This is a genomic window from Streptomyces sp. CB02366 (genome assembly GCF_001905905.1).
Lineage (GTDB): Bacteria > Actinomycetota > Actinomycetes > Streptomycetales > Streptomycetaceae > Streptomyces.
On record NZ_LIVT01000009.1, the window covers coordinates 160,464 to 174,718 of the forward strand.

At 73.7% G+C, this 14,255-nt stretch carries 8 protein-coding genes; 5 read left to right on the forward strand and 3 right to left on the reverse strand.

Annotated elements, in window-relative coordinates:
- Positions 1–103 precede the first annotated feature (103 nt).
- A complete protein-coding gene (locus AMK24_RS24020) occupies positions 104–2,320 on the forward strand; it encodes a terpene synthase family protein (RefSeq protein WP_073770926.1) in 2,217 nt (738 codons plus the stop codon).
- Between the two features lie 188 nt (positions 2,321–2,508).
- Here AMK24_RS24020 and AMK24_RS24025 read toward each other — a convergent pair whose 3' ends face one another.
- Both AMK24_RS24025 and AMK24_RS24030 read right to left on the reverse strand, forming a co-directional pair.
- Positions 2,509–3,009 carry a hypothetical protein gene (locus tag AMK24_RS24025; RefSeq protein WP_073770927.1) on the reverse strand — a complete coding sequence of 167 codons (501 nt, stop codon included), beginning with the start codon at positions 3,007–3,009 and terminating at the stop codon, positions 2,509–2,511.
- Positions 3,010–3,288: 279 nt separating this feature from the next.
- Entirely contained in the window at positions 3,289–4,836 is a 1,548-nt protein-coding gene (locus tag AMK24_RS24030; protein WP_073770928.1) for an alpha/beta fold hydrolase, read from the reverse strand.
- Positions 4,837–5,033: 197 nt separating this feature from the next.
- On the opposite strand from AMK24_RS24030, the gene paaK reads away from it, so the two are divergent.
- Complete coding sequence (gene paaK / locus AMK24_RS24035; RefSeq protein ID WP_073770929.1) at positions 5,034–6,329, forward strand: phenylacetate--CoA ligase PaaK; 1,296 nt, start codon at positions 5,034–5,036, stop codon at positions 6,327–6,329.
- A gap of 163 nt (positions 6,330–6,492) precedes the next feature.
- On the opposite strand, the gene AMK24_RS24040 is transcribed toward paaK, so the two are convergent.
- Positions 6,493–7,998, reverse strand: coding sequence for an acyl-CoA synthetase (locus AMK24_RS24040; RefSeq protein ID WP_073770930.1), 1,506 nt, complete (start codon positions 7,996–7,998; stop codon positions 6,493–6,495).
- A gap of 153 nt (positions 7,999–8,151) precedes the next feature.
- On the opposite strand from AMK24_RS24040, the gene AMK24_RS24045 reads away from it, so the two are divergent.
- From AMK24_RS24045 to AMK24_RS24055, 3 genes are all read left to right on the forward strand, one after another.
- The gene (locus tag AMK24_RS24045; RefSeq protein ID WP_073770931.1) at positions 8,152–10,566 is read left to right on the forward strand and encodes an acylase; all 2,415 of its coding nucleotides are present in this window, start codon (positions 8,152–8,154) and stop codon (positions 10,564–10,566) included.
- 377 nt (positions 10,567–10,943) lie between these two features.
- Entirely contained in the window at positions 10,944–12,845 is a 1,902-nt protein-coding gene (locus tag AMK24_RS24050) for a serine hydrolase domain-containing protein (RefSeq protein ID WP_079190616.1), read from the forward strand.
- Positions 12,846–13,074: 229 nt separating this feature from the next.
- Positions 13,075–14,223 (forward strand): GDSL-type esterase/lipase family protein, encoded by a 1,149-nt coding sequence (locus AMK24_RS24055; protein ID WP_073770932.1) that lies wholly within the window; start codon positions 13,075–13,077, stop codon positions 14,221–14,223.
- Positions 14,224–14,255 lie beyond the last annotated feature (32 nt).

Here is a 14,255-nt window from a genome sequence, read left to right on the forward strand (position 1 = left end):
AATCACCGTCGTGCGTGCTCCGTATGGCCGAGGGGTAGTGCTGCGCGGACACCACCGGTCCGCGTGTTCCCCGCGCGGAGGCTTCTGGAAAGGCCTGACGCACATGGCACAGCCCTTCTCACTGCCGGACTTCTACGTCCCGTATCCGGCCAGGCTCAACCCTCATGTGGAGACGGCGCGCACGCACACCCGGGAGTGGGCGCGCTCCATGGGGATGCTGGAGGGGTCCGGCATCTGGGAGGAGGAGGACCTGGAGGCTCACGACTACGCCCTCCTGTGCGCCTACACCCACCCCGACTGCTCGGCCGAGGCGCTCAGCCTGGTCACCGACTGGTACGTGTGGGTCTTCTTCTTCGACGACCACTTCCTGGAACTGTTCAAGCGCACCCCCGACCGGGAGGGCGGCAAGCGGTACCTGGACCGGCTGCCCGCCTTCATGCCGATGGAGCGCGGGGCGGCGACGCCCGAGCCGGAGAACCCCGTCGAGGCGGGTCTCGCCGACCTGTGGGCCCGGACGGTTCCCGCGATGACGGACGGCTGGCGGGCCCGGTTCGCGGAATCCACGGAGAACCTCCTCAACGAGTCCTTGTGGGAGCTGTCCAACATCCACGAGGGCCGTATCGCCAACCCCGTCGAGTACATCGAGATGCGCCGCAAGGTGGGCGGCGCGCCCTGGTCCGCGGGTCTGGTGGAGTACGCGGCGAACGCCGAGGTGCCGGAGCCGGTAGCCGCGTCCCGGCCGTTGCGGGTGCTGCGGGACGCCTTCTCCGACGCGGTGCACCTGCGCAACGACCTCTTCTCCTACCAACGGGAGGTGGAGGACGAGGGGGAGAACAGCAACGGCGTGCTGGTGCTGGAGAAGTTCCTCGGCTGTTCCACGCAGGAGGCCGCGGAGGCCGTCAACGACCTGCTGACCTCACGCCTCCAGCAGTTCGAGAACACCGCGCTGACCGAACTCGGCCCGCTCTGCGCCGAGAAGGGGCTGGACGCCGCGCAGACCGCCGCCGTACTGGCGTACGCCAAGGGGCTCCAGGACTGGCAGTCCGGCGGCCACGAGTGGCACATGCGCTCCAGCCGTTACATGAACGGCGGCGGCGCGGGCCAGGCCGTGCCCGGCTTCGGCATGTCCGCCGCCTCCCTCAGGTTCACCCTCCGCTCGGAGACCGCGCGGGCCCGCAGCCACAGCCACGTGCCCTTTCAGCACGTGGGCCCCTCGCTGCTCCCGGACTTCGACCTGCCCTTCACCACCACGCTGAGCCCCCATCTGGAGGGTGCGCGCGTCCGGGTCGTCGACTGGGCGCGGCGGATGGGCATCCTGGAGGCCCAGCCGGGTGTCCCGGGCTCGCACATCTGGGACGAGGACCGGATCCGCGCGATCGACCTGCCGTTGTGCGCGGCGGGCATCCACCCCGACGCGACCCCGGACGAGCTGGACCTGTCCTCCGGGTGGCTGGCCTGGGGTACGTACGGGGACGACTGGTTCCCGGTCGTGCACGGGCGGACCCGGGATCTGGCGGGGGCCCGGCTGGCGAACGAGCGGCTGTCGCTGTTCATGCCGCTGGACGGCGAGGGGACGCCGGAGCCGGTGAACGCCCTGGAGCGGAGTCTGGGCGATCTGTGGAGCAGGACGGCGGGCCCGATGGACGCGGGGGCGCGGCGCACCTTCCGCACCGCGATCGAGACGATGACCGCGAGCTGGCTGTGGGAGCTGGCGAACCAGGCGCAGAACCGCGTCCCCGACCCGGTGGACTACGTGGAGATGCGGCGGGCGACGTTCGGTTCGGACCTGACGATGAGCCTGTGCCGGCTGGGGCACGGCAGAAGGGTGCCGGACGAGGTCTACCGCAGTGGCCCCATGCGGTCCCTGGAGAACGCGGCGGCGGACTACGCGTGCCTCCTCAACGACCTGTTCTCGTACCAGAAGGAGATCGAGTACGAGGGCGAGGTGCACAACGGCGTCCTGGTCGTGCAGAACTTCTTCGGCGTGGACTATCCGACGGGCGTGGCGATCGTGCACGACCTGATGAACTCGCGGCTGCGGCAGTTCCGGCACGTCGCCGAGGTCGAACTGCCCGTGATGTACGACGACTTCGGCCTGGGCGCCGAGGCGCGGGAGACGCTGGCGGGCTATGTGCGGGAGCTGGAGCACTGGCTGGCGGGCATCTTGATCTGGCACCGGGGCTGCCGCCGCTACCGTGAGGAGGATCTGCGCCAGGTCCACGGTGCGCCGTGGCATCTCGGCGGGCCCACGGGGCTCGGCACGTCGGCGGCTCAGGTGGCCCGGCTGATGGCGCCCCTGGCGGGCAGCACCGCCCCGTAGGGCTTCGTCGCGCCTCCCGGGCCTCCCCGCAGGGGCCCTGGAGGCGCGGCCGGCCGGAGGACGGCCCGCCGTGCGACCTCACGGCGGGCCGTGGCCGCCCGCGGGGGCGGGCTGCGGGCCTCGCGGGGTCGCCGGGGGTGGGAAGAAGGCCGCCCGGAGGGATCCGGACGGCCTCGCGCAGGGGCGTTTCAGCCCTGCTGGAACAGCTCCGCGGGCAGCGGCTTGAGCAGGGTGTACAGGTCGTCGGTGATCGGCCGGTCCCAGCTGGCGATGGTCACCAGGACACCGTCGCTGCGATCGAACTGCACGCAGGAGATACGGCTCTCGGAGAGCTTGATACGGCGGACGATCAGCAGGTTGTCGCCCTGCATGACGGGGACGTCCTCGGAGCTGACGACCTCGATCGGCTCGTCGTTCTCCAGGGCGAGCAGCAGCTGGGCCACCTCGAAGGGGACCTGGCCCTCCTCGGTCTCGCGGGCGGGTGAGCCTTCCGGGAGGTTGCCGATGATCATCGCCGGGCCCCGGCCGCCGTACAGGTCGTAGCGGAGGAAGACGCCCTGGCAGCTGCCGTCGGGCGCGGGGAGCAGACCGGCGCCGAGGTTGCCGGGCCAGTCCCCGGGGTCCATGGCCAGGACGTCGAAGTCCGGGCCCGCGGGTGTTGCGGCACTACGGCGGCGGAGGAAGGACATGCCACCCATGGTACGTGTCCCGGCTCACGTCGCGGAGCCGGGCCCGGGCCGCCGGGCGGCGGGCCCGCCGCGCCTCCTGGGCCCGCCGGGGGCTCCGTTCCCGCGGGCCGCCCTCCGAGGCCTCCCGGGTACGCGCTCGCCCGCCGCGGGCGTCGCGGCCGAGCGTCCTGACCGCCCCCGACACCCCAGCGGCAAGGCCGTCCACCGGTGGGCGAAGGCGGTGGCGACGCAGAGGGCCGGGGCTGACCGGGGCCGAGCTCCGCCGGGGCCGGCCTTCGGTCAGGGCATGTCGCCGCCGGCCCGTTCCACGAGGCCGAACTCCCTTAGCGCCGCGAGGAATTCCTCCGGTCGGTCCGTGTGGACCAGGTGCCCCGCGTCGATGGTGACCGAAACCGCGCCCGGGATCGCGCGGACCATCCGCGCCAGCTGGTCCTGGTCGATGTGGCCGGCGGGGCCGCCCCCGATGACGAGGGTGGGCACGGTGATCTCCGGGAAGCGCCCGAGGACGTCCGGGTCGGGGTCGTTGATCTGGGCGTCGGTGTCGGGGACGACGGGCCAGTCGAAATCGAGGTCGCCCTCGGGCCGGACGGCGGGCGGCCGGGGCGGGTCGAGCGGGAGGAGGGGCGGAGCGTCCTCGATGACCAGCCGCCCGATCAGGCCCGGCTCCCGTTGGGCCAGGAGGTAGGCGGCGACTCCGCCCATGGAGTGTCCGACGACGGTCGCGCCGGCCAGGCTGCGGGCCTCCAGGAAGGCGTGCAGGTCGTCGCGGAACGTCTCGAAGGAGTAGCGGCCGGGCCAGTCGCTCAGCCCGTGGCCGCGGAAGTCGGGGGCGTACACGTGGTGGTCGGCGGCGAGGTTCCGGGCGATCCGGGCCCAGGTGGCGGACGAGCCGGACCGGCCGTGCAGCAGGACGACCGGCGGGGCCCCCTCCTCGCCCCACTCGCGGTACGCCAGCCGGACCCCGCCCGCCTGGACCGTGCGGATCTCCGGGTCGAGGAACGCCGCCACCGTACGGGCGAAGGCCCCGGGGTCGTCCAGCCAGGGGAAGTGCCCGGCTCCGCGCTGGACGGCGACCTCGGCGCACGGGAAGAGCGCGGCCAGTTCCGCGGCCCGGTCCGGGTTCGGGTGGCCGTCGTACTCCCCGGCGAGGACGAGGACGGGGACGTCCACCTCGCGCAGGGCGGCGGCGGTGGCGGCGGGGTCGAAGGCTCCGTCCCCGGCGTAGCGCTCGCGCGCCCCGGCGTTGGTCTGCCCGGCGGACGCCTCGGCGTGGGCGCGGGCCGCCCCGTCCCAGCGGCCATAGGTGAGGGGCCGGACGGCGGGCCACAGCTCGGCGAAGGGCCCTCCCGCGAGCAGCGCTTCCTGGGCGGCCAGGGCCTCGGGGTACCAGGGTTCGCCGCTGCGCAGCCGGGCGGCCTCGCGCAGGTCCTGATCTGTCACCTCGATGCCCACCGCCCGGGTGCTGGGCGCCACGAGGGCCAGGGTCCGCAGCCGTTCCGGGTGCCGGGCGGCGTACAGCAGGGCCAGATCCGTCCCGGCGGAGTGCGTCAGCACGTCGATCCGGTCGAGGCCGAGATGCTCGCGCAGGGCCTCCACGTCGTCGACGAGGCGGTCGCAGCGGTACGTCGAGGGATCCGCAGGCACACCGGAGTCGCCAGTGCCGCGCAGGTCCAGCAGGACGAGCTGCCGGCGGGCGGCGAGCCCCCCGAGGTCTCCCAGGTACGCGCTCGCCCGCATCGGTCCCCCGGGCAGGCAGATCAGCGGCTCCCCCTCCCCCGCCAGGCGGTAGGCGAGCGGGGTCGTGTCGTACGCGGCGAAGGTCGGCATGGCTCCCATCCAAACAGCAACCCGTGAACCCACGCGGCCGGGTTCACGGCGGGCTGATCGGCCGCGAACTCCGCGCGCCTCTTGCCAGCACCCCCGGCCGCCTGAATTACTGCTCCCGGGAAGATCGACCGAATGATCGGTCGCCTCCCTGCGACCTGTCTCCCCACCTGTCTCCTGTGCTGGAAGGAAGGGTCTCGATGGCGGCCATGCTGGACGCGGCGGAACGGCTGGACCGGGGCGGGCTGGAGGCCCTGCAACTGGACCGGCTGAGGGCCACGCTGCACCACGCCTATGCCAACGTCCCCTTCTACCGGGCGGCGTTCGACCGGGCGGGGGTGCGGCCCGAGGACTGCCGGTCGCTCGCGGACCTGGCCCGGTTCCCGTTCACGGTGAAGGCGGATCTGCGGGACAACTACCCCTTCGGCATGTTCGCCGTACCGGAGCACGAGGTGCGCAGGATCCACGCCTCCAGCGGCACGACGGGACGTCCGACGGTCGTGGGGTACACCGGACGGGACCTGGACACCTGGGCCGACGTGGTGGCCCGGTCGATCCGGGCGGCGGGCGGGCGGCCCGGCCACAAGGTCCATGTGGCGTACGGCTACGGGCTGTTCACCGGAGGGCTGGGCGCGCACTACGGGGCGGAGCGGCTCGGCTGCACGGTGATCCCGGCCTCCGGGGGCATGACCGCGCGCCAGGTCCGGCTGATCCAGGACTTCCGGCCGGAGATCATCATGGTCACGCCGTCCTACATGCTGACGCTGCTGGACGAGTTCGAACGGCAGGGGGTCGATCCGCGCTCCACGTCCCTGGAGGTCGGGATCTTCGGCGCGGAGCCGTGGACCGAGGGGATGCGCCGGGAGATCGAGGACCGGTTCGCCATCGACGCGGTGGACATCTACGGGCTCTCGGAGGTGATGGGGCCGGGGGTGGCTCAGGAGTGCGTGGAGACGAAGGACGGGCTGCACATCTGGGAGGACCATTTCTACCCGGAGGTGGTGGACCCGTTCACCGGCGAGGTGCTGCCGGACGGCGAGGAGGGGGAGTTGGTCTTCACCTCGCTGACCAAGGAGGCGATGCCGGTGGTCCGCTACCGCACCCGGGACCTGACACGGCTGCTGCCGGGGACGGCGCGGACGTTCCGCCGGATGGAGAAGGTCACCGGTCGCAGCGACGACATGGTGATCCTGCGCGGGGTCAACCTCTTCCCCACCCAGATCGAGGAGATCGTGCTCCGTACGCCCGCCGTCGCCCCGCACTTCCAGCTGCGGCTGACCCGGCACGGGCGGCTCGACGCGCTGACGGTGTTCGCGGAGGCGCGGGCCGGCGCGACGCCCGAGGAGCGGGAGAGGGCGGCGCGCTCCATCGTGGCGGCGGTGAAGGACGGCATCGGGGTGTCGGTGAGCGTCGAGATCGTGGACCCGGAGTCGCTGGAGCGCTCGGTGGGCAAGATCCGGCGGATCGTGGACCTGCGGGAGTCCGGTGGCGCATAGGGGCGTCGCGGGTCCGGCCGGCGCGCTCCGCGTCGGCCCGGGGCCCGGAGGAGGACGGGTTCGGCGCCGGGCGCGTACCGGCCGGCCCTCGCCCCCTGGCCGGTCCTCGCCCCCGGTCGCCCTCGGCGCCCGGCCGGGCGGGCTCCCCCGGCCCGCCCCGGCCTCAGCCCAACTCGTCCCGCAGTCGCCGCTTGAGGATCTTCCCGCTGGCGTTGCGCGGGAGGGCGTCCACGAACACGATGCGCTTGGGCGCCTTGAAGGCGGGGAGCTTCTCGCGGGCGTGGGCGATGAGTTCGTCCTCGTCCGCGCTCGTCCCGCCGCGCCGGACGACGACGGCGGTGACGGCCTCGATCCAGCGGTCGTCGGGCAGCCCGACGACCGCGGCCTCCGCGACGGCCGGGTGGGTGTAGAGGGCGTCCTCGACCTGGCGGGAGGCGACGAGCACGCCGCCGGAGTTGATGACGTCCTTGACCCGGTCGACGACGGTGAGGAAGCCCTCCGCGTCGCGGACGGCGAGGTCGCCGGAGTGGAACCAGCCGCCGCGGAAGGCCGCGGCCGTCTCCTCGGGCTTCTCCCAGTAGCCGGAGCACAGTTGGGGCGAGCGGTAGACGACCTCGCCGGGGGTTCCGTCCGGAGCGTCCTCCCCCTTCTCGTCGACGACCCGCGCCTCGACGAAGAGGACCGGGCGGCCGCAGGACTCCATCCGGCCCTCGTGCTCGTCGGGGCCGAGCACGGTGGCGAGCGGGCCGATCTCGCTCTGGCCGAAGCAGTTGTAGAAGGCCAGGTGCGGAAGGCGCTCGCGCAGGCTTTCCAGGACGGGTACGGGCATGATCGAGGCCCCGTAGAACGCCTTGCGCAGACCGCCGAGGTCGCGGGTGGCGAACTCCGGGTGGTTGGCGAGGCCGATCCAGACGGTGGGCGGGGCGAACAGACTGTCGGCCAGGCCCGCTTCGACGAGGTCGAAGATCCGGCCGGCGTCCGGGGCGTCCAGGATGGTGTTCTCCGCTCCCACCGCCAGGTACGGCAGCAGGAACACGTGCATCTGGGCCGAGTGGTAGAGCGGCAGGGAGTGCACGGGCCGGTCGGTCGCGGCGAGGGACAGCGCGGTGATCGCGCTGACGTACTCGTGGACCAGGGCCCCGTGCGTCATCATCGCCCCCTTGGGGAGCGCGGTGGTGCCGGACGTGTACAGCAGCTGCACCAGGTCCTCGGAGGCGGGCGGGCGCTTCGGGGTGAAGGGCCGCTCGGTCTCCAGGGCGTCGAGCAGTGAGCCGGGGGCGTCGCGCAGCGCGCGTGCCGGGAGCCCGGCGGGGAGCCGCCCGGCCAGGTCCGGGTCGGTCAGCACGAGGGCGGAGCCGGACTGGTCGAGGAGGTAGGCGAGGTCGTCGCCGGTGAGGTTCTGGTTGACCGGTACGTGGACGAGCCCGGCCCGCGCACAGGCGAGGAAGCCGATCAGGTAGGCGTCGGAGTTGTGCGCGTAGGCGGCCACCCGGTCGCCGAAAGCCAGTCCGTGCTCCTCGGTGAGGACGGCTGCGGCCGTGGAGACGGCGGCCTCCAGGGAGCCGTAGGTCCAGGCCCGGTCGGCGTACCGTACGGCGGTCCGGGCGGGGGTGCGCCGGGCGCTGCGGGTGAGGACGCCGTCCACGGTGCTGCTGCGTACACCTGTCATGGCGTGATCCTGTGCGGCGGGCCCCCGCGGGGTCAAGAGGCCGGATACCGACCAGACGGTTGACAGCCGCCGCGGCTCCCTGGCTGAGTGGCGCGTGGCTGTCCGGGCGGTCCGGAGCGGCCGCCGTGCCACCCGTACCGCTGGAGGAACACCGTGACGTTACGCAACCGTCTGAGACTGCTCGGGGTAGCCGGTCTCGCCCTGTTCACCGTGTCGGCGTCGCTGCCGCCGGCCACCGCGTCCGGGACCGGGGCGGAGCGGCGCCCGTCCGGCGGCGGTCTCTCCGCCGTCATCCGGTACACGGAGTACGGCATCCCGCACATCGTGGCGAAGGACTACGCGCAGCTCGGCTTCGGCACCGGCTGGGCCCAGGCCGCCGACCAGGTGTGCACCCTGGCGGACGGCTTCCTCACCGTGCGCGGCGAGCGGTCGCGGTACTTCGGGCCGGACGCCGCCACGGACTTCTCGCTCTCCTCGGCGGCGACGAACCTCTCCAGCGACCTGTACTTCCGGGGCGTCCGGGACAGCGGCACGGTGGAGAGGCTGCTCAGGGCCCCCGCTCCCGCCGGTCCGAGCCGGGACGTGAAGGAGACGATGCGGGGGTTCGCCGCCGGGTACAACGCGTGGATCGCGCAGAACCGGATCACCGATCCGGCCTGCCGGGGCGCGTCCTGGGTGCGCCCGGTGACGGCGCTGGACGTGGCGGCGCGCGGGTACGCGCTGGCCGTGCTCGGCGGTCAGGGGCGCGGCATCGACGGCATCACCGCCGCGCGGCCGCCGTCCGCCGCGCCCCCGGCGGCCGGCGCCACCCCCGAGGAAGCCGCGGCGGCGGCGAAGCGCCTGCTGTCGACGCGGAACGCGGACATGGGCTCCAACGCGGTCGCCTTCGACGGCTCCACCACGGTGAACGGGCGCGGGCTGCTGCTCGGCAACCCGCACTACCCGTGGCAGGGCGGGCGGCGCTTCTGGCAGGCGCACCAGACGATCCCCGGCGAGCTGAACGTGGCGGGCGCCTCCCTGCTGGGCGCGACCACGGTCTCGATCGGGCACAACGCGGACGTGGCGTGGAGCCATACGGTGGCCACCGGTGTGACGCTGAACCTGCATCAGCTCACCCTCGATCCGGCCGACCCCACCGTCTACCTGGTGGACGGGAAGCCCGAGCGGATGACGCGGCGGACCGTGAACGTCCCCGTGAAGGACGCCGCCCCCGTGAAGCGCACCCAGTGGTGGACGCGCTACGGCCCCGTCACCACCTCCCTGGGCGCGGGGCTGCCGTTGCCGTGGACGGCGAGCACGGCGTACGCGCTGAACGACCCGAACGCGGTGAACATGCGGATGGCCGACACGGGGCTGGGATTCGCGAAGGCCCGGTCCACGGCGGACGTCGAGCGTTCGCTGCGCCGCAACCAGGGGCTGCCGTGGGTGAACACGATCGCGGCGGACCGGGCGGGACACTCGTTCTTCGCCCAGTCGCAGGTGCTGCCGAGGATCACCGACGAGCTGGCGCAGCGCTGCTCGACGCCGCTCGGCCGGGCGACGTATCCCGCCTCCGGCCTGGCGGTGCTGGACGGTTCGCGGAAGGACTGCGCGCCGGGCAGCGACCGGAACGCGGTGCAGCCGGGGATCTTCGGGCCGGACCGGATGCCCGTGCTGAGGAACCTGCCCTATGTGGAGAACTCCAACGACAGCGCCTGGCTGACCAACGCGGACCGGCCGCTGACGGGGTACGAGCGGGTCTTCGGCACCGTCGCGACCCCCCGGTCGGTGCGGACGCGCGGCGCGATCGAGGACGTCACGGCGATGGCGCGGGAGGGCCGCCTCGGGGTGCGGGACCTGCAACGGCAGCAGTTCGCCAACCGGGCGCCGGCCGGTGACCTGGTCGCCTCCGACGCGGCGGCGTGGTGTGCGGCGCTGCCCGGCGGCACGGCCGTGGGCTCGGAGGGCACACCGGTGGACGTGTCGGACGCCTGCCGGGTGCTGCGGCGCTGGGACCGGTCCACGGACAGCGACAGCCGGGGTGCGCTGCTCTTCGACCGGTTCTGGCGCAGGGCGTCGTCGGCGCCCGCCGCGGAGCTGTGGCGGACGCCGTTCGACCCGGCCGATCCGGTACGCACCCCGCGCGGCCTGAACACCGCCGCGCCGAGGCTCGGCAAGGCGCTGGCGGACGCGGTGGCGGAGCTGCGGGCGGCGGGCATCGCGCTCGACGCCCCGCTGGGGAAGCACCAGTTCGTCGAACGCGACGGCGAGCGGTTCCCGGTCGGCGGCGGTACGGAGTCGCTGGGCGTCTGGAACAAGACCGAGCCGGTGTGGAACCCGTCGGGCGGCGGTTACACGGAGGTGTCGGCGGGTTCCAGCTACATCCAGGCGGTCGGCTGGGACGACAGCCGCTGCCCGGTGGCGCGGACGCTGCTGACGTACTCCCAGTCGGAGAACCCGAAGTCGCCGCATTACAGCGACCAGACCCGGTTGTACGCGGGTGAGCGCTGGGTGGCGTCGCGGTTCTGCGAGAAGGACATCGCCCGCTCGCCCGCGCTGCGGGTGGTGCGGGTGCACGAGCGGCGGTAGGGCGGGTTCCGGAAGTCCCGCCTGCTCGGCGCCCTCCGGGCGGACGGCGCTCCTCATCGCAACACGCCCTGGGGCGGTCTCCGGGGAGGGGCGTGCCGCACCCCCCCTCCCCGGTCCGCTCCTCCCGCGGCCGGGGGGCTCGGTTCCCTCTCATGGGCGGCAGGACGCCGCAGCGGTGCCGCCCGGAAAAGGTCTACTGACGCAGCGTCAGATTCTTTGCGACTCCGGACCCGTCCGGAAACCCGGAGCCGACAGTAATCTCTCCGTCGGCAGGAACTTTCACTGCTCGACCAGATCTCGGAAGTTACTTTCGCGCGGCTCCGGACGTACGGGCGCGGCCCGGCGAGTCGGACGCCGGGCGCGGGAAGGAGTTGCGGATGACCGGGGACACGCGGAACCACGGGCGGACGGCGGACGGCCGGGGCACGCACGGCGAAGGCTCCTCCGCCGGGAGCGGCATCCCCCGCCGCAGACTCGGCGGCGGGATACTGGCGGTGGGCGGCGCACTCGCGCTGACGCCGATCCCGCTGGCGGCAGCGGCCCCGCGCGGCGGGCCGGGCGCGGGGGTGGCACAGGGACCGGCCGGCACGGGAGCGGGCATGGCATCAGGGGCGCACCGGCCCACACTCCGGTACGGCAGCGCGGCGCGCGCCGGACTGCTCCGGGGGCCGCTGGACCAGCTCGTCAGGGATGCCGAGGCGTACCTCTCCGACTCCCCCGCCCACCCCTGGTACGCGGGCGCCGTGCTGCTGGCCGGGCGGGGCGGCACCGTGGCGCTGCACCGGCCCATCGGCAAGGCGGTGCGCTACGCGGCGTACGACGAGAAGACCGACACCGGGGTGGAGTTCCCGGCGGACCGGCAGATCCCGATGGCCACCGACACCGTCTTCGATCTGGCGTCGATCTCCAAACTGTTCACCTCGCTCCTCGCGGTCCAGCAGATCGAGCGCGGGAGGCTGGAGCTGGAGGCGACGGTCGCCTCGTACCTCCCGGACTTCGCGGGCGGCGGCAAACAGGACATCACCGTCCGTCACCTGCTCACCCACACCTCGGGGTTCCGGTCCTGGATCCCGCTGTACAAGGAGCCGACCCGGGAGGGCAAGCTCCGGATGCTGTGGGAAGAGGTCCCCACGACCGCCCCGGGCAGCGCCTACCTCTACTCCGACCTCAACCTGATCTCGCTCCAGCTGATCCTGGAGACGATCACGGGTCGCCCGCTCGACGCCCTGCTCCGCGACGAGATCACCGCCCCGCTGGGGATGCGCCGCACCCGCTACAACCCGCCGGCCTCCTGGAAGCCGAAGATCGCGGCGACCGAGGACGCCCGGCCCCCGTGGTCCGGGCTCGACCGCGGACTGGTCTGGGGCGAGGTGCACGACGAGAACGCCTACAGCCTGGGCGGGGTCGCGGGCCACGCCGGGGTGTTCTCCTGCGCCTGGGACCTCGCGGTGCTCGCCCGGACGCTCCTCAACGGCGGGATCTACGGCCGCGCCCGCATCCTGTCCGAGGAATCGGTCGATCTGCTGTTCACCGACTTCAACACCGATTTCCCGGGCGACGAGCACGGCCTCGGCTTCGAGCTCTACCAGCACTGGTACATGGGCGCGATGGCCACCCCGCGCAGCGCGGGGCACACCGGGTTCACCGGCACCAGCCTGGTGCTCGACCCGACGACCGACACCTTCCTCATCGTGCTGGGCAATTCCGTTCATCCTGTACGGAGTTGGCGCTCCGGCAGCGCCCCGCGGGTCGCGACCGCCAACCAGCTGGCGCGGGCCGTGCCGGTCGCTCCGGAACGCGGGCGCACGGCCTGGTTCTCCGGGATGGCGAGCGCCACCACGGCCACGCTCACCCTGCCTCCCCTGCGACCGCGCTCCTCCCGGCCCCGGCTGGAGTGCGCGCTGTGGTGGGACACCGAACCCGGATCCGACTCCCTGGTGCTGGAGGTGTCGACGGGGCAGGGGTGGCAGCCGGTGCCGTTCACCACCGCGGCCCGGGGCCCCGGCCGCCACCGCCCGGATCCGCAGCCGCACCCGACGGGCTCGGTGAGCGGCTGGTCGGGGCGGGTGTGGCACCGGCTGGAGGCGGACCTCTCGGCCTGGCGCGGCGAGAGCCTCCACCTGCGGTGGCGGTACACCACGGACCAGCGGTACGTGGGGCGCGGCGCGTACGTGGGCTCCCTCCGGGTGCGCGACGGGGCCGTCACGGTCTTCGACTCCGAACGGCCCCGGGACGCGGGGCGGATCGGAGCGACGGGCTGGGTCCTGTCGGCCGACTGAGCGGCGCGGCGGGGCGCCTCGCGTGGTGGCGCGGCGCCCCGCCCGGGGCCCCCGCCACAATGGCGACGCGTCCGGTGCGCGCCGGCGTCACCACCGGTTCATCCGGAGGCCGTTGAATGGCGCGGGCCGCGCCCGGGCGGACCGGTCCGCCGGTCCCGTGGTCGAATCCAGGAGGCACATCCATGAGCAGTGTTCGGCACACCGCCCCCTCCGCCCGGGTGTCCTCCCGGTGACCGGCGGGCACGTTCCCGTACCGGCGAGGCGAGGGCTGCTGTACGCGGCGGCGGCCGGAGCCGCGGCGGTCTTCGCCTCGGCCCCGGACGCGTCGGCGGCCCCGCGCCCGGGCACTTCCTGGACCGCCTCGTGGGCCACCGCGCAGACCGCGCCCACGGCGGACGACCCCCTGGCATCCGCCGGTCTCACCGACGGGCTCTGCACCGCGCGGCTGCGGCTCTCGGCGGGGGGCCAGGTCCGGCTGCGGTACGCGCACGGTTTCGGAACCGCGCCGGTGCTGGTGGGCCCGGTGACCGCCGACGGGCATCCGGTCACCTTCGGCGGACGGTCGCAGGAGTGGCTCGCGGCAGGCGCGTCGCTCACCAGCGACCCGGTGGCGGGGCTGCGGGTTCCGGACGGGTCGCTGCTGACCGTCGAGACACGGCTGCCGGGCCCCACCGGCCCGCTCTCCTTCCACCGCAACACCCACGCGTGGCACCTGGTCGACGGCGTCCGGACCCGGTCCGTCCTCCTTCTCACCGGGGTCGAGACCACCGGGGCCCGCGGTCCGGTGGTCGCCGTGCTGGGCGACTCCATCGCCGAGGGCACCGGCACACCTGACGACGAGGACCTGCGCTGGCCCGACCAGTTGGCCCGCCGGCTGCCCGGCTCCGCCGTCGCCAACCTCGGGATCAGCGGCAACCGGCTGCTGCTCGACAACGACCGCTTCGGACCGGGTGCGCAGGCCCGCTTCGACCGGGACGTGCTGTCGCTGCCGGGGCTGCGCACGGTGGTGGTGCACCTGGGCGTCAACGACCTCCACCACCTGCCGGTCGAACGCGACGCGGAACGGATGGTGGCCGCGTACCGCCAACTCGCCCTGCGCGCCCGGTCCGCCGGGCTGCGGGTGGTGGGCGCCACGATCGCGCCGTTCGAGGGGTGGAGGCGCTGGACCCCGGAGCAGGACGCGGTGCGCCGCCGGGTCAACGAGGTCGTGCGCACAGGGCGGGTCTTCGACGCCGTCGCCGACGTCGACGCCGCCCTGCGCGATCCGGACCGGCCCTCCCGGCTGCTGCCCGCGTTCGACAGCGGCGACGGGCTGCATCCGGGCCCCTCCGGCCACACGGCGATCGCCGCCGCCGTCGAGCGCGGGCACCTGCGTTAGGGCCGGTCGTCGCACTGCCGTCGCCGCCCGAC